The sequence below is a fragment of the Micromonospora andamanensis genome (genome assembly GCF_016863495.1).
GTDB classification, from domain to species: Bacteria; Actinomycetota; Actinomycetes; order Mycobacteriales; family Micromonosporaceae; genus Micromonospora; species Micromonospora andamanensis.
Window position 1 is genome coordinate 31,761 of sequence record NZ_BOOZ01000007.1, and the last position, 17,342, is coordinate 49,102.

General features: G+C 72.4%; 18 protein-coding genes. 13 read left to right on the plus strand and 5 right to left on the minus strand.

The genetic code is table 11. From position 1 onward, the window contains the following. Window positions 1-10: 10 nt before the first annotated feature. The gene (locus Van01_RS08475) at window positions 11-2,389 is read right to left on the minus strand and encodes a glycoside hydrolase family 65 protein (protein WP_204003305.1); all 2,379 of its coding nucleotides are present in this window, start codon (window positions 2,387-2,389) and stop codon (window positions 11-13) included. A 70-nt stretch (window positions 2,390-2,459) separates the two neighbouring features. Then, on the minus strand, window positions 2,460-3,191 hold the full coding sequence (locus Van01_RS08480; RefSeq protein WP_204004434.1) for a prepilin peptidase: 732 nt from the start codon (window positions 3,189-3,191) through the stop codon (window positions 2,460-2,462). A 618-nt stretch (window positions 3,192-3,809) separates the two neighbouring features. Here Van01_RS08480 and Van01_RS08485 point away from each other — a divergent pair. The 12 genes from Van01_RS08485 to Van01_RS08540 are packed head-to-tail and all read left to right on the plus strand — an operon-like array spanning window position 3,810 to window position 12,890. Further along, the gene (locus Van01_RS08485; RefSeq protein ID WP_373306225.1) at window positions 3,810-4,415 is read left to right on the plus strand and encodes a hypothetical protein; all 606 of its coding nucleotides are present in this window, start codon (window positions 3,810-3,812) and stop codon (window positions 4,413-4,415) included. Next, on the plus strand, window positions 4,409-5,335 hold the full coding sequence (locus tag Van01_RS08490; protein WP_204003311.1) for a hypothetical protein: 927 nt from the start codon (window positions 4,409-4,411) through the stop codon (window positions 5,333-5,335). The genes Van01_RS08485 and Van01_RS08490 overlap by 7 nt, the downstream gene beginning before the upstream one ends. 49 nt (window positions 5,336-5,384) lie before the next feature. Next, complete coding sequence (locus Van01_RS08495; RefSeq protein WP_204003314.1) at window positions 5,385-6,047, plus strand: SAF domain-containing protein; 663 nt, start codon at window positions 5,385-5,387, stop codon at window positions 6,045-6,047. A gap of 2 nt (window positions 6,048-6,049) precedes the next feature. Continuing rightward, the gene (locus Van01_RS08500; RefSeq protein WP_204003316.1) at window positions 6,050-6,850 is read left to right on the plus strand and encodes a CpaE/TadZ family protein; all 801 of its coding nucleotides are present in this window, start codon (window positions 6,050-6,052) and stop codon (window positions 6,848-6,850) included. After that, on the plus strand, window positions 6,840-8,375 hold the full coding sequence (locus tag Van01_RS08505; RefSeq protein ID WP_204003318.1) for a TadA family conjugal transfer-associated ATPase: 1,536 nt from the start codon (window positions 6,840-6,842) through the stop codon (window positions 8,373-8,375). Before Van01_RS08500 ends, Van01_RS08505 begins: the two co-directional genes overlap by 11 nt. A 4-nt stretch (window positions 8,376-8,379) precedes the next feature. Beyond that, window positions 8,380-9,282 carry a type II secretion system F family protein gene (locus Van01_RS08510; protein WP_204003335.1) on the plus strand — a complete coding sequence of 301 codons (903 nt, stop codon included), beginning with the start codon at window positions 8,380-8,382 and terminating at the stop codon, window positions 9,280-9,282. Beyond that, complete coding sequence (locus Van01_RS08515) at window positions 9,279-10,142, plus strand: type II secretion system F family protein (RefSeq protein WP_204003338.1); 864 nt, start codon at window positions 9,279-9,281, stop codon at window positions 10,140-10,142. The genes Van01_RS08510 and Van01_RS08515 overlap by 4 nt, the downstream gene beginning before the upstream one ends. Before the next feature lie 26 nt (window positions 10,143-10,168). Further along, window positions 10,169-10,372, plus strand: coding sequence for a hypothetical protein (locus tag Van01_RS08520; RefSeq protein ID WP_204003341.1), 204 nt, complete (start codon window positions 10,169-10,171; stop codon window positions 10,370-10,372). Window positions 10,373-10,375: 3 nt separating this feature from the next. Further along, window positions 10,376-10,822: a TadE/TadG family type IV pilus assembly protein gene (locus tag Van01_RS08525; RefSeq protein ID WP_204003343.1), complete on the plus strand. Its 447-nt coding sequence runs from the start codon at window positions 10,376-10,378 to the stop codon at window positions 10,820-10,822. Then, window positions 10,804-11,271 (plus strand): TadE/TadG family type IV pilus assembly protein, encoded by a 468-nt coding sequence (locus Van01_RS08530; RefSeq protein WP_204003345.1) that lies wholly within the window; start codon window positions 10,804-10,806, stop codon window positions 11,269-11,271. Before Van01_RS08525 ends, Van01_RS08530 begins: the two co-directional genes overlap by 19 nt. After that, on the plus strand, window positions 11,268-11,693 hold the full coding sequence (locus tag Van01_RS08535; protein ID WP_204003349.1) for a pilus assembly protein TadG-related protein: 426 nt from the start codon (window positions 11,268-11,270) through the stop codon (window positions 11,691-11,693). The genes Van01_RS08530 and Van01_RS08535 overlap by 4 nt, the downstream gene beginning before the upstream one ends. Window positions 11,694-11,708: 15 nt before the next feature. Continuing rightward, a complete protein-coding gene (locus tag Van01_RS08540; RefSeq protein ID WP_204003362.1) occupies window positions 11,709-12,890 on the plus strand; it encodes a LysM peptidoglycan-binding domain-containing protein in 1,182 nt (393 codons plus the stop codon). Between the two features lie 88 nt (window positions 12,891-12,978). On the opposite strand, the gene Van01_RS08545 is transcribed toward Van01_RS08540, so the two are convergent. After that, a complete protein-coding gene (locus Van01_RS08545; RefSeq protein ID WP_204003364.1) occupies window positions 12,979-13,830 on the minus strand; it encodes a Rieske (2Fe-2S) protein in 852 nt (283 codons plus the stop codon). Window positions 13,831-13,916: 86 nt separating this feature from the next. On the opposite strand from Van01_RS08545, the gene Van01_RS08550 reads away from it, so the two are divergent. Further along, entirely contained in the window at window positions 13,917-14,675 is a 759-nt protein-coding gene (locus tag Van01_RS08550) for a crotonase/enoyl-CoA hydratase family protein (RefSeq protein ID WP_204003367.1), read from the plus strand. A 69-nt stretch (window positions 14,676-14,744) separates the two neighbouring features. Here the strand turns inward: Van01_RS08550 and Van01_RS08555 are convergent, their stop codons facing one another. Both Van01_RS08555 and Van01_RS08560 read right to left on the minus strand, forming a co-directional pair. Beyond that, the gene (locus Van01_RS08555; protein ID WP_204003369.1) at window positions 14,745-16,454 is read right to left on the minus strand and encodes a glycoside hydrolase family 13 protein; all 1,710 of its coding nucleotides are present in this window, start codon (window positions 16,452-16,454) and stop codon (window positions 14,745-14,747) included. Beyond that, entirely contained in the window at window positions 16,451-17,338 is an 888-nt protein-coding gene (locus Van01_RS08560) for a carbohydrate ABC transporter permease (RefSeq protein ID WP_204003371.1), read from the minus strand. The genes Van01_RS08555 and Van01_RS08560 overlap by 4 nt, the downstream gene beginning before the upstream one ends. Between the last annotated feature and the right edge of the window lie 4 nt (window positions 17,339-17,342).

The window sequence follows — 17,342 nt, forward strand, 5'->3', positions numbered from 1 at the left end:
CACCGATGGGTCAGCGGCGGGCGGGTCGGCGGCCGGGTGGCGACTGTGGCTCGGGACCGAAGTCGGGTAGCGCCGGCATGGGCCGGGTCACCGACTGGCCGCTGGCCACCCGCAGCCGCTCACCGTGGTGCCACAGCTCGACCGCGGCGTCGTCGGCGGCGTCCGGCAGCTCGTAGCGGGCCTCGTCGGCGGTGAGCGTGACGTGCAGCCGGTGGCCGTGCCAGAGCAGGCTGAACGCGAGGCGGTCGATCCGGTCGGGCAGCCGTGGGTCGAACGACAACAGCTCCCGGTCGTCACGCAGACCGCCGAAGCCCTGCACCAGCGCCAGCCATGCCCCGCCCAGCGAGGCCAGGTGCAGCCCGTCGCCCGTCTTGTCGCCGAGATCCTCAAGATCCTGGAGCACCGACTCGGCGAACAGGTCGTACGCCAGGTCGAGGTGGCCCAGCTCGGCGGCGAGCACCCCCTGCGGGGCGGCGGACAGCGACGAGTCCCGGACCGTCCGTGCCTCGTAGTAGGCGAAGTTGGCGGCCTTCTCCTCGGCGGTGAACTCCCCCGGGCAGCGCAGCATCGCCAGCACCAGGTCGGCCTGCTTCACCACCTGGTGCCGGTACAGCTCCAGGTAGGGAAAGTGCAGCAGCAGCGGATAGTCGTCGTCGCCGGTGTCGGCGAAGTTCCACTCCGGCCGGTCGGTGAACCCGGCGGCCTGCTGGTGCACCCCGCGCTTCGGGTCGTACGGCACGGTCATCGCCTCGGCCGCGGCCCGCCAACCGGCCACCTCGGCCGGCTCCACGCCCAACCGGTCGGCCGCCTCCGGGTGCCGCTCGACGGCGTCGGCCGCGCCGCGCAGGTTCCGCCGGGCCATCAGGTTGGTGAACAGGTTGTCGTCGACGAGCGCGGCGTACTCGTCCGGGCCGGTCACCCCGACGATGTGGAAGCTGCCGTCGTCGGTGAAGTGCCCGAAGCCGTGCCACAACCGGGCGGTGGCCACCATCAGCTCCAGTCCGGGGCCGGCCAGGAAGTCCTCGTCGCCGGTGGCCGCGACGTAGCGCAGCACCGCGTCGGCGATGTCGGCGTTGACGTGCAGCCCGGCGGTGCCGGCCGGCCAGTACCCGGAACACTCCTCGCCGCCGATGGTCCGCCAGGGAAAGGTGGCGCCGGTGAGCCGCAGCTCCGCCGCGCGGTCGTACGCCTGGGACAGGTGGGCGTGCCGCCAACGCAGCGCCGATCGGGCCACCGCCGGCGCGATGTAGGTGAGCACCGGCAGCACGTAACCTTCGGTGTCCCAGAGCACGTGCCCGTCGTAGCCGTTGCCGGTGAGCCCCTTCGCAGGGATGGTCCGGTCGCCGTCCGAGCGGCCCGCCTGGATCAGGTGGAACATCGCGAACCGGATCGCCTGCTGCAATTCCTCGTCACCGTCGAGCAGCACGTCAGCGGTACGCCAGGCGCTGTCCAGGGCGGCCCGCTGCTCGGCCAGCAGCGCACCGAAGCCGTCCGTACGCGCGGCGTCCGCCTCGGCCGTCACCTGGGCGGCCAGCTCCTCGACCGAGGAGTCGGCGCCGGGTGCCCACTCGTACGCCGCGAACTTGGTCAGCCGTACCCGCTCGCCGGGTCGCAGCGTCCCGGTGAGGGTGAGCCGGATCCGGTCCGCGGTGGCGTCGGTGCCTGTGGTGATCTGCTCCGGCACCACCGGCAGGTGCGCGACCGCGACGGCGACCCGCTGCGCGCTGCGCTCGGTGCGGTGCACCAGCAGCGCGTCGGCACCGTCGACCCGGTGCAGCTCGCCGGACAGCGGTTCCTGGATAAGCGAGGCGGCCCGAGGGTCGTCCTCGCGTTCCGGGATGCGCTCGTTGGCCAGCAGGTCCGCGCAGATCCGGATCTCGACCGGCCCGTCCAGGGGCTCCACAGTCCAGTCGACCGCGGCGATCCGGCGACGGCACAGCGACACCAGTCGGGTGCTGCGTACCCGCACCCCGTCTCCGGCCGGCGAAATCCATTCGGTGTGCCGTTCGATCACCCCGGCCCGCAGGTCCAGCACCTGCTCATGGGCGAGCACCGTGCCGGTACGCAGGTCCAGCGGCTCTCCACCGACCCAGAGCCGGACGAGGGTGGCGTTCGGCGGGCTGATGACCGTGTCGCTGAGCTGCGGGAAGGCGTAGCCGTCCTCGGGGTAGCTCAACTCACGGCGTTCGTGCAGCCCGTTCAGGTAGCTGCCGGGCATGTCGACGGGCCCGCCCTCGTCGAGGGTGCCGCGCCAGCCCAGCCATCCGTTGCTCAACGCGAAGACCGACTCGGTCTCACCGAGCCGGTCCAGGTCGTCCCGGGTCCGCCGGATCCGCCACCGCTCGTCAGGCTGCGGCTCGTCCGGCTGCTGGTCGGGGGTGGGGTGCACGGTGCCTCCAGGACTGTTCGACGGTCCTGACAGTTCCCCGCCGGTCGGTTCACCACACCAGCAGCGTCGTTCACCACACCAGCAGCAACGCGCCGAGCGTGCCGAGCACCAGGTACGGCCCGAACGGCAGGTGGCTCGACAAGCGGGCCCGGCGGCTGACCAGCAGGGCCAGGGCGACCACCCCGGACAGGGTCAGCGCGAGCAGCAGCCCGAGCACCGGCACGCTCCAGCCGTACCAGCCCAGCAGTGCTCCCGCGCTCAACGCCAGCTTGGCGTCGCCGATGCCGAAGCCCCGCGTACCGAGGAGCACTGTGGTGGCGGCGAAGAAGAGCGCCAGCCCGAGCCCGGCACCGATGGCGCGCAGCCAGGGTGCCGCGCCGGCACCTGTCACCGCAGCCAGGCCGAGCAGCAGCCAGGTGCCGGCGGCGGCCGGCAGGGTCAGCCGGTCCGGCAACCGGTGCACGGCGACGTCGATGAAGAGCAACGGCAGTGCGAAGGCCAGCCACCACGCGGCGGTGACCAGCTCGACGGCGGGTGGGCGGGACAGCAGCAGCGCGGCCAGGGCGGCCAGGGCGGCCAGTTCGACGCTGGCCGGCGGGGCACCGACCCGGGCGCCGCAGCCGCCACACCGGGCGGTCGGTCCGAGCGCCGGCCAGGGGCGGTGCGGGCCGACAGACGCGCCGCAGGCGTCGCAGCCGGTCCGGCGGGCGGTTCCCGGGGGTACGGCATGCCGGGCGACCGCGTACCGCAGCAGCGGGGTGATGGGCAGCACGGCGGAGGCGCGCGGCCACGACCGGGTGATGTTCCCCGACGGTGAGGCGTCCGACGCTCCGGTTCGCTCCGGCGGTGCCGGCGCGGGCTGCCGGGTCACGCCGACCACCCCTTCACGGAGGGTAGTGTGTCCGGTCGGTTCGGGTGGCGGTCCGAACGTCCGGCGCAGGTTGTCGTACCGCCGTTCGATAGTCGGCCAGAATGCCCGGGACGGCCAGATGGAATTCCCATCAACCGCAATTGACGACCAATTGGCGCGGTTTCTGCCAGGGACGGATCGGACCGATTACCATTTCCCGCCACATTGCGACCCGCCGGTTCCGGGCCCCCATCAATCCAGGATCGCCCGCTCCGCCGCCCGCTGCCGGCCGCCGCGCACCCCGAGCCGATCATCGTCGGCAACCTACCGGTAACCATGCCGCACCACCACCATTCATAACTCAGAGTGTTCGCATGAATTGCCTCTGTTGCATCGGCCGGCGTCAGCCTATGCTCGCCCCTTGGATGTGACGCAACCCACGTCCACCACCGACGAGCAGCCAGGCCAGTGCATCAATAGGAGATCCGTAACCGTAAATGCGGCTGCGCGCGGAAACAGGGCCGGAGAGATCCGTCCGGTCGCGCCGCCGCACGCCCGGAGACGCTGGCGATGGCGTCCGCCGGTCGGCACCGAGGAGGGCACGAGGTGCAAGTACGGCAGCTGAGCCGCTGGACGGCCGGCCTGGTCGCGGTGGCCACGGTCGGCGCGAGCACCGCCTGCGGCGGCACCCAGGAAGCGTCGACCACCGCAGCGCCCGAACGGAACAGACCTGCCGGCACCGAGCGGGCCGCCGAGGAGGCGGCAGCGGAGAAGGCGGCACTGGCGGCCTACTCCGGCTACCTCAAGGCGTCCCGGGCGGCGAGCCGGCGCAGCGACCCGCAGGAGCCGGAGCTGACCCGGTTCCTCGCCGATCCGCTGCTGACCCGGGTCCGGTTCAGCCTGCGGCAGGCCCGCCAGAACGGCGCGGTGAGCGCCGGCACGCTGCGCTCCGAAGGTCCCGCGGTCATCTCGATGGACCTGGACGCCAGCCCACCCACCGTGGAGATCCAGGACTGCGTCGACGCCAGTGACTACCGGCTGGTCTACCTCGCCGACGACAAGGTCGTACCGGGTACCCGTGGCTCCCGCCACCTGGCCACCGCCACGGCGGCCCGCTATCCCGACGGTCGCTGGCGGATCAGCACCGGCGCGGCCCACCAGGACCAGCCGTGCTGACCGGGCGGGCCGCCGTCCGGCGGGCGCTGCTCGGCGGCGCTTTGGCGGTGCTGCTGGCCACCGGCGGCGTGGTTCCGGCAAGCGCCGCCGATCCCGGAGCCGAGTGTCCGCCGGCCCAGCCGAACTGCAACGTCTGGGACGACGACTCGGGCACCCCCGGTGGCGGCGGTAACGGCGGTGACAACGGCAGCGGCGGTGACAACGGCGGCGGGGGCGGCGGAGGCGTCTGCCAGTGGGAGGGCCGCACCATCCCCTGCTACGACGACGTGCTCGGCTGGTTCAACAGCGGTGACGGCTGCTACTACAAGCTTGCCGAGCCGCAGCCGGAAGCGCCAGAGGGTCAGCAGTGGTACGTACGCACCTGCTACGGCGGGGCGGTGGGCGACCAGCGGACGGTGCTGCTGGACGCGCCGCCGCAGGGCTTCGGCGCGCCGCCGGACCCGGAGGAACTGGCCCGTCGGGCGTTCGCCTCGATCACCCTGCTCGCGCCCCGCGCGGCTGTCGCGCCGCGCAAGTCCGTCGGCCCCGGGCTTGTCGGTCTGCCGGTCTGGATGTGGGCTGAACGGGGTGCCAACCAGTTCGGTCCGTTGCGCGCCTCCGCCACGGATCGCGGCCTCACCGTGACCATCCGGGCCAGGGTCAACCGGGTCGTCTGGGACATGGGCAACGGCGACACGGTCACCTGCACCGGCCCCGGCACCCGGTACCGCGCCCGAGGCCAGTACGCCGGGCAGCCCTCTCCCGACTGCGGCTACCACAGCGGCTACGCCGAGGCCGACACGTACACCGTCCGGGCGACCACGCACTGGTCGGTGCGGTGGACCAGCAACGGCGGTGACAGCGGAAGCATCGGCGGTGTCACCCGCACGACGGGTCCGGTCGATATCGAGATCAATGAGCTTCAGGTGGTGGCGCGGTGAGTGAGCCCGTCCTGTGCGTACCGCAGTCGCGAACGGAAGGTTGGTACCAGTGAGCGTGGCGACCCGGAACGGAACCTCTCCCGTGGACGCGCCGGTCGCCCCTCCCCGGGTGGTCCGCCAACGCCGGGTCCGGCCCGGCCTGCTCGGCCTCGCCGTCCTGCTGATCGCCCTCGGCGGCCTGGGTTCGGCGTTCGCGGTGACCTCGGTCCGGGCGACCGGCAGCTACCTGGCGGTGGCCCGGGCGGTCGAGGTCGGCAGCGTGGTACGCGCCGACGATCTGGTGTCGGTGCAGGTGGCCGGCGGCCAGGGGCTCGAACCGGTGCCCGCCTCGCGGATCGCCGAGGTGATCGGGATGCGGGCCGCCGTCTCCCTGGCCCCGGGCTCCCTGCTGACGATGGCTCAGCTCACCGACGACCCGCTGCTCGGCCCCGGGCAGCAGCAGCTCGCCCTCGGGCTACGCGCGGCCCAGGTGCCCGCCCCGAAGCTGCGCCCCGGTGACCAGGTGCTGCTGGTCAGCACCCCGAGCAGCGACAGCGACGGAGGTTCTTCGTCAGGTGCCACCCGGTTCACCGCTACCGTCACCGACGCCGTCTCCACCGACGGTCGGGACGAGGTCGTGGTCTACCTGGCCCTCGCCGTCCGGGACGTGCCGGCCGTGGTGGCGTTGGCCGCCCAGGATCGGATCGCGGTCGTGCTGACCAAGGCGGCCTGAGCATGGCGATCATCGCGCTGGTCTCGGCCAAGGGTTCGCCGGGGGTCACCACCACCGCGCTGGCCTGTGCGTTGAGCTGGCACCGGCGGCTGATCCTCGCCGAGTGCGACCCGGCCGGCGGCTCCGTCCTCGCCGGATACCTCGGTGGCGCGCTCGACGGGCCGCGTGGCATCGGTGAGCTGGCCGTGGGCGAGTTGCGGGACGGCAGCCTGGAGAGCGCGTTCTGGTCGCAACTTGTCGACCTCGACGCGCCCCGCCGGGAACGACTCCTGCTGCCGGGCGTGGTCGACCCCGCGCAGGCCGGCAGCGTCACGCCGCTCTGGCAGCGCTTCGCCGACTTCTTCACCGCCCTGGAACGCGGCGACCCGCCGTACGACGTGATCGTCGACTGTGGACGGCTGCACGTCACCGGCCCGCCCTGGCCGCTGCTCCGCGCCGCGTCGGTGGTGCTCGTGGTGTCCAGGGCGCAGTTGCCCGACCTGTCCGGCACCCGGGCCATGCTCCAGGCCATCGAACGGGACTTCGCCGAGCACCGGGTGCCGTCGGGCACGCTGCGTCTGCTGCTTGTCGGCGGTGGCCACGGCAGGAGCGAGGTCAGCAAGGCCCTCCAGCTACCGGTCATCGGCAGGTTGCCGCACGACCCGCGTACCGCCGAGGTGTTGAGCCTGGGTGGCACCGTGCGGGCCAGCCGGCCACTGTTGCGCGCGGCCCGCGAGTTGGAGGTGCCGATCGGCGCGCTGCTGGAACGGCGACGCGCCCGGCTCGCGTGGCCCGTCTCCCAGGGGGTGCCGGATGCGATTTGAACCTGTCTCGTCCGACCCGCGCCGGCAGCCACCGGGCGCCACCTCCACCGCGCCGCCGTTGCCGCCGGTCAACGGCTGGCACCACCAGCCGGCCGACGTGCCGGTACCCGTCGCGGTGCCGCCAGCGGCACAGCCGCCCCGGCCTCGGGTCGACTTCCAGGTGGTACGCGAACTGCGCCGGCAGCTCAGCGAGCGGCTCACCCGGTGGCAGCGCGGCCGGGAGTTCAGCGTCGCCGAGGAGGACACCGAGCGGGCCCGGCTCGCCGTCGAGCTGGTCGCCGAGTACGCCGACGCCGTGCGCCGCGCCGGCACGCCGATGGCCGCCGGCGAGGAGCGGCTGCTGCTCGACCAGGTGACCGCCGAGCTGGCCGGCCTCGGCCGACTCCAGACCCTGCTCGTCGACGACACCATCGAGGAGGTGCACATCCTCGGCTGCGACCAGGTGCGCATCACCCGCCACGGTGGCGGGGTCGACTGGGCCGATCCCATCGCCGACAGCGACGACGAGCTGGTGGAGATCCTCCAGGCGGCGGCCCGCCGGGCCGGCGCGACGGAACGCTCCCTGTCCACCTCGAAACCCACACTGGACCTGCAACTGCCCGACGGCAGCCGACTCGCCGCGGTGTTCCTGGTCAGCCACCGCCCGTACGCGGTGATCCGCAAGCACAACACCCTCGACGTGACCCTCGACGACCTGGCCGGTGGCCGGGGCGACCTGGACGAGATGATCGACCCGCTGCTGCGGGACTTCCTCCGGGCATCGATGCGGGCCGGGTTGAACATCATGGTCGCCGGGCTGGCCGGCGCCGGTAAGACGACCGTGATCCGGGCGATGATGAGCGAGATCCCGCCGGACGAGCCGTACGTGCTGCTGGAGGAGAGTCGGGAACTGCTCCCGGCCCGCCGGGGCGAGCGGCACCGGGCGGTGATGAGCTTCGAGGCCCGGGAGGGGCACGGCGAACGCGGACCCGACGGTCGACCCGCCGGCGAGGTCAGCATCGCCGACCTCATCCCGGTCTCGTTGCGGATGGGCGTGCTGCGGATCATCGTCGGCGAGGTCCGCTCCCGGGAGATCGTGCCGATGCTCCAGGCGATGACCACCAGCCGAGGGTCGATGTGCACGATCCACGCCCGTACCCCGGCCGGGGTGAGCGAGCGGATCATCGAGTTGGCGCTGGCCCACGGCCGGGAGATGACAGTCGACCAGGCCCGTCGGATGGCCGGCAACGCACTCGACCTGATCGTCTACGTCACAGTCGACGACGAGACAGGCATCGGCGGGCGCAAGCACCGCTTCGTCTCGCACGTCGAAGAGGTGCTGGGCGTCGGCGAGAGCAGCCGGATCACCACCACGCAGGTGTTCGGTCCCGGCCCCGACGGCCGGGCGGTCCCCCGGCACCTGCCGGAACGGGTCCGGGAGCAGCTGTTGCGGGTGGGCTACGACGCCCGGTTGCTGAGCCGCTGGATCGAGGCGGGGCAGGGTGCCTGGCGCCGGCCCCGGCAGACCCGACTCGGTCGGCGGTGAGCCGGTGCGTACGAACATCGAGCTGATCGCCCTGGTCTCCGGCGCGGCCTGCGTGGCCGGCCTGGTGCTGGCGGTCGTCGCGCTCGTCGGCACCCGCCGCCCGCCCGGCCGGGCACCCGGGGCGGGCCCGGGTCTCGGGCGGCTCTGGCGTGGCTCCGGCAGCACGGCCCGCGAGCAGCGGGCACACAAGTCACTGCTGGTGGGTGCGGTGGTCGCCGGTGCGCTGGCCTTCCTGCTGACCGGTCTGCCCGTGGTCGGCCTGCTGGTCGCGGTGGCGGTGCCGGGCACCCCGTGGCTGTTCTCGGTCGGCCGGGCCGAGCAGCGGGCCATCGCCCGGATCGAGGCGGTCGGCGAGTGGACCCGTCGGCTGAAGGACGTCTCCGCCACCGGGCAGGGGCTCCAGCAGGCGATCATCGGCACGGTCACCACCGCCCCGGAGGAGATCCAGGAGGAGGTACGCCTGCTCGCCGCCCGGCTCCAGGCCGGTTGGCTGGCCCGCTCCGCCCTGCTGGCCTTCGCCGACGATATCGGCGACCCGGTCTGCGACCAGGTGGTCGCGGCCCTGATCCTGCACCTCACCGACCGGGGCGAGCGCCTCGGCGACGTGCTCGGCTCGATCGCCTCGGCCGCGGCGGCCGAGGTGGCGACCCGCCGGGAGATCGAGGCCAAGCGCACCCAGCCCCGCTTCGCGGTGCGCTTCCTCACCGGCATGACGCTTGCCACCATCGCGTACGGACTGCTCAACCGCGAATACGTGCAGCCGTACGACACCCCGTTCGGGCAGGTGGTGATGGGGGTTCTCGGTGCCGCCTTCGTGGCGCTGCTGGCCTGGGTGCGGTCGATGAGCCAGCCGCCCCGACCGGCCCGGTTCCTGCCGGCCCCCGACCCGGGCGAGGTGGTGGCGTGAACCTGCATCTCACCCTCGCGGTGGTGGCCGGTGCCACGCTCGGCCTCGGCGTGTTCCTGGTGGTCCGCGAGCTGGTGCCGGCGACCCCGGCGCTCGGTCCGGCGCTGCGCCGACTGCACCAGCCGCCGGGGGCCACCCGCACCGGTCCCACCGACCGGCGGCTGGACTGGCTCACCGGGTTGGCCCGCTGGCTGCGCCCACCGCATCGGCAACTGGCCCTGCTCGACCGCACCCCCGAGCAGTACGCCCTCTCCCTGCTGCTGTCCGCCCTGATCGGACTCTCCGCTCCCGCGCTGCTCAGCGTCACCCTCTTCACCGTCGGCGTCGCGCTGCCGCTGGCCGTACCGGTGCTGGGCAGCCTCGGCCTGGCGCTGCTCTGCGCACTTGTGGCGCACCGGTCGGTGCTGGCCAAGGCCGACGCCGCGCGGGACGAGTTCCGCCAGGCCGTCTGCACCTACCTCGACCTCGTCGCGTTGCAGTTGTCCGCGGCGCACGGCCCGGTGCAGTCGCTGGAACGGGCCGCCGCGATCTGCGAGGGCTGGGTCTTCGACCGGATCTCCGAGGCACTGCGGATGGCCCAGATGCAGATGCACTCGCCCTGGGACGAGCTGCGCGATCTCGCCGACCAGATCGGCATTCCCGAGTTGGGCGATGTCGGCGCCATCATGCGTTCCTCCGGCAGTGAGGGCGCACAGGTGCACGAGACCCTGCGCAGCCGGGCCGACTCGCTGCGCGACCAGATCCGCACCGACAACCTGGCCCGGGCCGAGGGGGTGACCAGCCGGCTCGACATCCCCGGTGCGCTGCTGGTCTTCGTCCTGCTCGGCTTCGCCATCTACCCGTTCCTGGCCCGCCTCTAGACCGATCCCGAGTAAAGGAGCCCCGAATGTCCGTCCTCACCTACGTACACGTCGCGCTACGGGCGCGGCTGGCCGAACTGCGCGGCGACCGTGGCGACAGCCCGGTGCCGACCGCCGTGATCATCTTCGGCCTGGTGGCCGTGGCGATGGCGGTGACCGCCGCCGCCCTCGGTGCGGCGAACGACTGGATGGACAACATCCCCACCCACCAGGACCCCACGGACACCTGATCGATGTTCCGTCGCCTCTCCACCGGCTGGTGCCGGGTGGTCGCCGCCACCCGGCACCGCGTGCTGCCCGGCGACGGTGAGCGGGGTGGCAATCCGGTCGAGCTGGCGGTGGCACTGCCGGCGATCCTGGTGATGCTGTTCGCCTCGATCCAGGTCGCCGTCGTCTTCGTCGCCCGGTCGACAGCGCTCAACGCCGCGCAGAGCGGAGTCAACGCGGAGCGGCTCTTCGACGCACCGGCGGGTGCCGGTGAGGAGCGCGCCGCCAGGTTCCTCCGGGCCGCCGGGGACTGGCTTGTCGACTGGGACGAGCCGGGGCCGAGCTGCGTCGTCTCGGACACCGATGTGACCTGCACCGTGACCGGCAAGGCTCTCTCGGTGGTGCCGGGGGTCAGCTTCTCCGTTCAGCAGACGGCACACGGGACGGCTGAACGATGGACCGAGCCCTCATGAGCCGGGGTTCCGTCTCGATCGAGGTGGCGGTGCTGGCACCGGCCTTCGTGGCGATGATGGTGCTGGGCGGGGTCGCCGGGCGTACCGCTGTGGCAAACGCGGCGCTGGAAGCCGCCGCGCACGACGCGGCCCGGGCCGCCTCGATCTCCCGGGACGCCCCGACTGCCCGTCGGGAGGCCCTGGCGGCGGCCCGCAGCCAGCTCGACTGGCGGGGGGTGTCCTGCTCAGGGGCCCCGCAGGTGACCTTGAGCGGCTCGGTCGACGGGCGGTCCACAAGTTTCAGGCGGGCGTTCACAAGCGACGTCGGGCAGAACGCGACGGTCACCGTCGAGATCGCCTGCACCGTCTCGTACTCCGACATCAAGCTGCCGGCACTGACCATGCCGGACGGGCAACGGATCACCGCCTCGTTCACCTCACCGCTGGACCGCTACCGGAGCCGGGGATGACGGCCGGAAGCGGCGACGCAGGTCGGGTGAGCATCTTCCTCGCCGTGGCCCTGATCGGGGTGCTCGCCATCATCGGCATGGCGTTCGACGGCGCGGGTCAGCTTCAGACGCTGCAACGCGCCGAGAACCTGGCCGCCGAGGCGGCCCGCGCGGGCGGCCAGGCCATCGACCGGGCCACCGCCATCGAGGGCGGACCGAAGCGGATCAACCGACGCGAGGCCCGCCGTGCCGTCCGGGACTACCTCGCCACCGCCGGGGCCAGCGGCCACACCGTCAACTTCCCGGTCGTCGACGGCGAAACCCTGATCCGGGTACGCGTCCAGGTCACCTACGACCGGGCGGCGCTCGGTCTGTTCGGCTTCTCAGACACCGTCACCGTCTCCGGTGAGGCGACCGCGCGGGCGCTGACCGGGGCTCCCTAGGGAAGGAAGGTAGCCATGGCCGCATCGGGTGGCACCGCCGTACGGCGGGCCGGTCGGGTGCTCAGCGGTTTCGGTGCGCTTGTCGTGCTCATCGGTCTGCTTGTCGGCGGACCGATCGCGCTGCTGGCCTTCGCCGGCAACCCGCTCCCTGACCACGTACCCACGCTCGCGGAGATCGGCACCACGCTTACCAGCCGCGACGACGGGCAACTCTTCCTGCGGGCGCTTGCCATCGCCGGCTGGTTCGGCTGGGCCACCTTCGCCCTGTCGGTGCTCGTGGAACTGGGGGCGCAGGCGTTGGACCGGCCCGCTCCCCGGTTGCCGGGCATGGGGCGGCAGCAGCGGGCCGCCGCCGCGCTCGTCGGGTCGGTCGCGCTGATCCTCGCCGCCAGCCCCGCCGCCACCGCCGCCACCACCGCGTACGGCACGACTGCGTACGGCGGAGGACCTGCGGCCACCGTCGCGTTCGCGCCGACTCCCGCGATGGCAGCTCCGGCGACCACCGGGCCAGCGGAAGCCGTGCGGGCGGATCGGCTCGGTGCCCCCGCCGACGCACAGGTCTACCGGGTCGCCAAGGGCGACTACCTGGGCGGGGTCGCCGATCGATATCTCGACGACTTCGACGACTACCACCGGTTGGCCGCGCTCAACAAGCTGCGTGACCCGGACCAGATCCACCCCGGCCAGCTCATCAAGCTTCCTGCCGAGGCGCACGACCAGGGCGCCCGGTCACACGCCACCGGCCGGCTGGTGGCACCGAAGCCCCGGCCCGCCCCCGGACCGGAGCGCACCGAGCAGAGCCGCCCGACCCCGGCCAAGCCTGGCGACTCGGTGGAACGGTCAGGTGAGGCGGTGGAACTGCCAGGTGACCCGACCAGGCGACCGGGATCGGCCACCACCGCGCCGGCCGGTCCCGCCTCGGCCAGTCCCGAAGGGCGGCAGCCGGAGCCGGCCGAGACGGCTCAGGAGCAGGCACCGGTGGTGACGGTGGGTGCGGCCCGGGCCGGCGAGCCCGACCGGGTGAACCGTCCACTCGCCGTCTCCGCCGTGCTGGCCGTGGCCAGCATCGTCGGCGCGCAGATCGGCGCGGTGCTCGGCCTGCGCCGCCGACCGGCCACCGCCCGCACCGGCACCCGCCACCACCCGCCCCTCACCATCCCCCGCGAGCTGCCCATCGGCCGGCACCGCAAGGACTGACACCCGGCGATGTGTGGCAGCCGAAGTGGCCGACACGCCGACCACTGACCACCGCCACTGCCACGAATCCGGGAGGTGGAGATCCGGGTCAGGGCAGTCGGGTCTCCAGACGGCCGTTGACGATCCGGGTCGGTAGGACCTGCTGGTCGTTGGGGGACGGGCCGTGCACCACCTCGCCGCCGTTGAGTCGGAAGGTGCTGCCATGCCACGGGCACACCACGCACGCATGCCCGTCGATCTCGCGTACCTCGCCCTCGCCGAGCGGGCCACTCTGGTGCGGGCAACGCTCCAACATGACGGTCACGTCGTCACCGTGCCGGTAGAGGATCACCGACACGTCGTCGACCTTTCGGGTGACGAGTTCCCGCTGCGGCAGGCTTGTCATCTCCGCCACCGGATGCCAGCCCTCACTGATCAGATGCAGATCGGAGACACTCACGTTCACCTGGGCACCCTGCTTGTACGCCAGGTGCCCGCCGAGATAAGCCCCGGCGCCGGCAGCGCCGAGGCCGAGCCAGCCGAGGGTACGCCCGAGTCCGTGCCGGCCGGACAGCCGCGCGGCCAGCGAAGCGCCGTAGAGCGCCAAGCCGACGGTGTTCGACGCGGCGTGCACCAGGCCGACCCGACGCTGGTCGCGGGAGAGCCCCGCCCAGTCGTTCAGCCCGGCGACCGCCGCCGGCAGCGCGCTCAGGGTGCCGACCGCGGTCAGGGTGGTCGCCGCCCTGCGCTGCCCCGGCATCAGGTCCAGCACCGCCGTGCTGATCCACGCGCCGACAGGCAGCTGCACCATCGCCGGGTGCAGCGGGTGGCCCAGCCAGACTCCGTGCAACAGGTCGCGGACCCGCTGCGGGCGCAGCACACCCTGCACCGTCTGCTGCAACCGGTCACCGAACCGGTCGAGGCCGGCGGCTTGCTCGATCTTCGTCAACAACGCTCGCACGAGCAACGACTTCCCGTGGTACGCCGTCGCAAACCGGTCGCCGGGGACGAATGGCCAGCCGGGCGACGGCGGGGCATGCTGACCGGATGACGGTACGGGTGGAACGGAACGGCCCGGTGACGACTGTGATCCTGGATCGGCCGGAGGTCCGCAACGCGGTCGACGGGCCTACCGCCCGGGCGCTCGCCGACGCCTTCCGGGCCTTCGACGCGGATCCGACGGCGGCGGTGGCGTTGCTCTGGGGCGCCGGCGGCACGTTCTGCTCGGGCGCCGACCTGAAGGCCATCGGTACGCCGAGCGGCAACCGGGTCGAGCCGGACGGGGACGGTCCGATGGGTCCGACCCGGATGGTCCTCGGCAAGCCGGTGATCGCCGCGATCTCCGGGTACGCGGTGGCCGGCGGGCTGGAGCTGGCGCTCTGGTGCGATCTGCGGGTCGCCGAGTCCGACGCGGTGCTTGGCGTCTTCTGCCGACGGTGGGGGGTGCCGCTCATCGACGGCGGGACGGTCCGGTTGCCCCGGCTGATCGGCGAGAGCCGGGCGATGGACCTGATCCTCACCGGGCGTGCGGTACCGGCCGAGGAGGCGTACGCCATGGGGTTGGTCAACCGGATGGTCGAGCCGGGCGAGTCCCGGGCGGCGGCCGAGCGGCTGGCCGCCGAGATCGCCGAGCATCCGCAGACCTGCCTGCGCAACGACCGCGCCTCGGTCCTGGCCACCGCCGCCCAACCCGAGCCGCAGGCCCTGGCCACCGAACTGACCTACGGCCTCCCCTCCCTGGCCGCCGACACCCCCGCCGGCGTCGCCCGCTTCACCACCCGCCCCACCCGCCCCAACACCCCCTGACACCCCGCCCCCCGGCCCCTCGGCCCCTCGGCCCCCCCGATCTTGCACTTCTGGTCGCTCAGATACGGCTTATGTCCGTGATGCGGGGACCGAAAGCGCAAGATCGCGGGGGTTGTGGGGATGGGGTGGGGTGCGCAGCCAGATGGCGGTGTCGGGGGGTAGCCGGTCGTCGTCGAGTGGGCCGCTGGCCAGCAGCTTCCGGGTGTGCGGTGGCAGCGGCACCGACGCGCCGGAGAGGTTGACCAGACAGGTGAAGCCGGGCTCCCGGCGGAACGCCAGTACGCCGTCGGGTGCCGGCAACCAGGTGAGCGCACCGTCGCCGAGCGCCACCTCGGTACGCCGTAACGCGATAGCCGCCCGGTACAGCTCCAGCATCGAGTGCGGGTCACCGGCCTGTGCCCGGGCCGTGCGGTCCTTCCAGTCGGCGGGTTGGGGCAGCCACGGCACGCGGCTCGCGTCGTCGGGACTGAAACCGAAGGGCGGCGCGTCGCCCGACCACGGCAGCGGTACCCGGCAGCCGTCGCGGCCCGGGTCGACCCCGCCGGAACGGAAGAACATCGGGTCCTGCCGTAGCCCGTGCGGGATGTCCTCGACCTCCCAGAGGCCGAGTTCCTCGCCCTGGTAGACGTACGCGGCGCCGGGCAGCGACAGCGACAGCAGTGCGGCGGCCCGGGCACGGCGGGTACCCAGCTCCAGGTCGGTCGGGATGCCCTCACGCTTGGCCGCGAAGCTGAACGTGGTGTCCGCCCGCCCGTACCGGGTGACGTGCCGGGTGACGTCGTGGTTCGAGAGGACCCAGGTGGCGGGTGCCCCGACCGGCGCGTGGGCGTTCAGCGTGCCGTCGATGCTCTCGCGGAGCGCTGCGGCGTCCCAGGCACAGCCAAGGAAGTCGAAGTTGAACGCGGCGTGCAGTTCGTCCGGGCGCAGGTACCTGGCGAACCGCTGCCGGTCCGGCAACCACACCTCCCCGATCAGGGCCCGGTCGCCGGGGTACGCGTCGGCGATCCGCCGCCAGTCCCGGTAGATCTCGTGTACCCCGTCGACGTCGTGGAACGGGTGCGGCCGGTCCGCCACGATCTCGGGCAGCGTGGCGTCCTTGACCAGCAGTCCGGCGGAGTCGATCCGGATGCCGTCCACGCCCCTGTCGAACCAGAACCGCAGGATGTCCTCGAACTCGGCACGTACCCGGGGGTGATCCCAGTTGAGGTCCGGCTGTTCGGGGGCGAAGAGGTGCAGGTACCAGTCGCCTGGTGTGCCGTCCGGGTTCGTGGTCCGGGTCCAGGTCGGTCCGCCGAACTCGCCCACCCAGTCGGTCGGTCGCTGGTCACCGCTCGGGCCGCACCCGGGCCGGAACCAGAACAGGTCCCGCTCGGCTGCTCCCGGGCCACCGGCCAGGGCCGCCTGGAACCACGGGTGCGCGTCGGAGCAGTGGTTCGGCACCACGTCGACGATCGTCCTGATGCCGAGGGCATGCGCCTCCGCGATCAGCGCCTCCGCCTCGGCCAGGCTGCCGAAGACGGGGTCGATGTCGCGGTGGTCGGCGACGTCGTAGCCGGCGTCGGCCATCGGGGACGGATACCAGGGGCTGAACCAGATGGCGTCGATACCGAGCGCCGACAGGTAGCTGAGCCGGGATCGGATGCCGGCGATGTCGCCGATGCCGTCACCGTCGCCGTCGGCGAAACTGCGCGGATACACCTGGTAGATCACCGCTCCCCGCCACCACGGACCACCGTCTGCTGCGGACACGCGCACCTGCTTTCTGGGTTCGGGGGTCATCCCTTGAGACCGCCCGTGGTGAGACCGGACATGATGTTCCGTTGGAAGACCAGGAAGATGACGACTGTCGGTATCGCGGCGATCACCGACGCGGCGATCACCACGTTCATCGGCGTACCGCCGGCGAAGGCGTAGATCCCCACGCTGACCGTGCGGGTCTCGGGCGACGGCATGACCAGCTTCGGCCAGAGGAAGTCCTTCCAGACCGCGGTCACCGCGAAGATCGAGACGACGCCGAGAATCGGCCGCGACATCGGCAGGACGACCGACCAGAGCGTGCGCAGCGGCGTCGCCCCGTCCATCAGGGCCGCCGCCATCAGATCCTCCGGAATCGAGTCGAAGAACCTCTTCAGCAGGAAGATGTTGAACGCGTTGGCGACCAGGGGAAGCCAGATCGCGAACGGCGAGTCGAGCAGGTTGATGTGCAGGATCGGCAGGTCGATCACGGTCACGTACTGCGGGACGATGAGGACCATCGCCGGGATCATCAGGGTCGCCAGCATCATGCCGAGGATCACGTTGCCGAGGACCGGCCGGAGCTTCGACAGGGAGTACGCCGCCGCGGTGTCGAAGACCAGTTGGAACAGCACCGCGCCGGTCGCGTAGTAGAAGGTGTTGAACAGCAGCTTGGCCAGGTCCAGGTTGTGCCAGGCATCGGCGTAGTTCTGCCACTGCGGGTCCTGTGGGATCAGCGACGGTGGGGTCTGCGCGATCTCTTGGCCGGACTTGAGCGCGCCGGTGACCATCCAGTAGAGCGGCCCGAGGAAGACGAGCGTGAACCCGATGATCACAACGGCGAGCAGCGTCCAGTAGACGGCCCTACCGCGCCCGCGCCGGAGCTGGGCCTGGGAGATGAGGGTCCGGGTTCCGGTGTCCTGTGCCACGGGT

Excerpts from the sequence above, each read along its gene's own strand:
- Van01_RS08530 (WP_204003345.1), top strand. The coding sequence starts at position 10,804 with ATGGACCGAGCCCTCATGAGCCGGGGTTCCGTCTCGATCGAGGTGGCG.
- Van01_RS08520 (WP_204003341.1), top strand. The coding sequence starts at position 10,169 with ATGTCCGTCCTCACCTACGTACACGTCGCGCTACGGGCGCGGCTGGCC.
- Van01_RS08550 (WP_204003367.1), top strand. The coding sequence starts at position 13,917 with ATGACGGTACGGGTGGAACGGAACGGCCCGGTGACGACTGTGATCCTG.
- Van01_RS08540 (WP_204003362.1), top strand. The coding sequence starts at position 11,709 with ATGGCCGCATCGGGTGGCACCGCCGTACGGCGGGCCGGTCGGGTGCTC.
- Van01_RS08555 (WP_204003369.1), bottom strand. The coding sequence starts at position 16,454 with ATGACCCCCGAACCCAGAAAGCAGGTGCGCGTGTCCGCAGCAGACGGT.
- Van01_RS08505 (WP_204003318.1), top strand. The coding sequence starts at position 6,840 with ATGCGATTTGAACCTGTCTCGTCCGACCCGCGCCGGCAGCCACCGGGC.
- Van01_RS08485 (WP_373306225.1), top strand. The coding sequence starts at position 3,810 with ATGGCGTCCGCCGGTCGGCACCGAGGAGGGCACGAGGTGCAAGTACGG.
- Van01_RS08535 (WP_204003349.1), top strand. The coding sequence starts at position 11,268 with ATGACGGCCGGAAGCGGCGACGCAGGTCGGGTGAGCATCTTCCTCGCC.
- Van01_RS08500 (WP_204003316.1), top strand. The coding sequence starts at position 6,050 with ATGGCGATCATCGCGCTGGTCTCGGCCAAGGGTTCGCCGGGGGTCACC.
- Van01_RS08525 (WP_204003343.1), top strand. The coding sequence starts at position 10,376 with ATGTTCCGTCGCCTCTCCACCGGCTGGTGCCGGGTGGTCGCCGCCACC.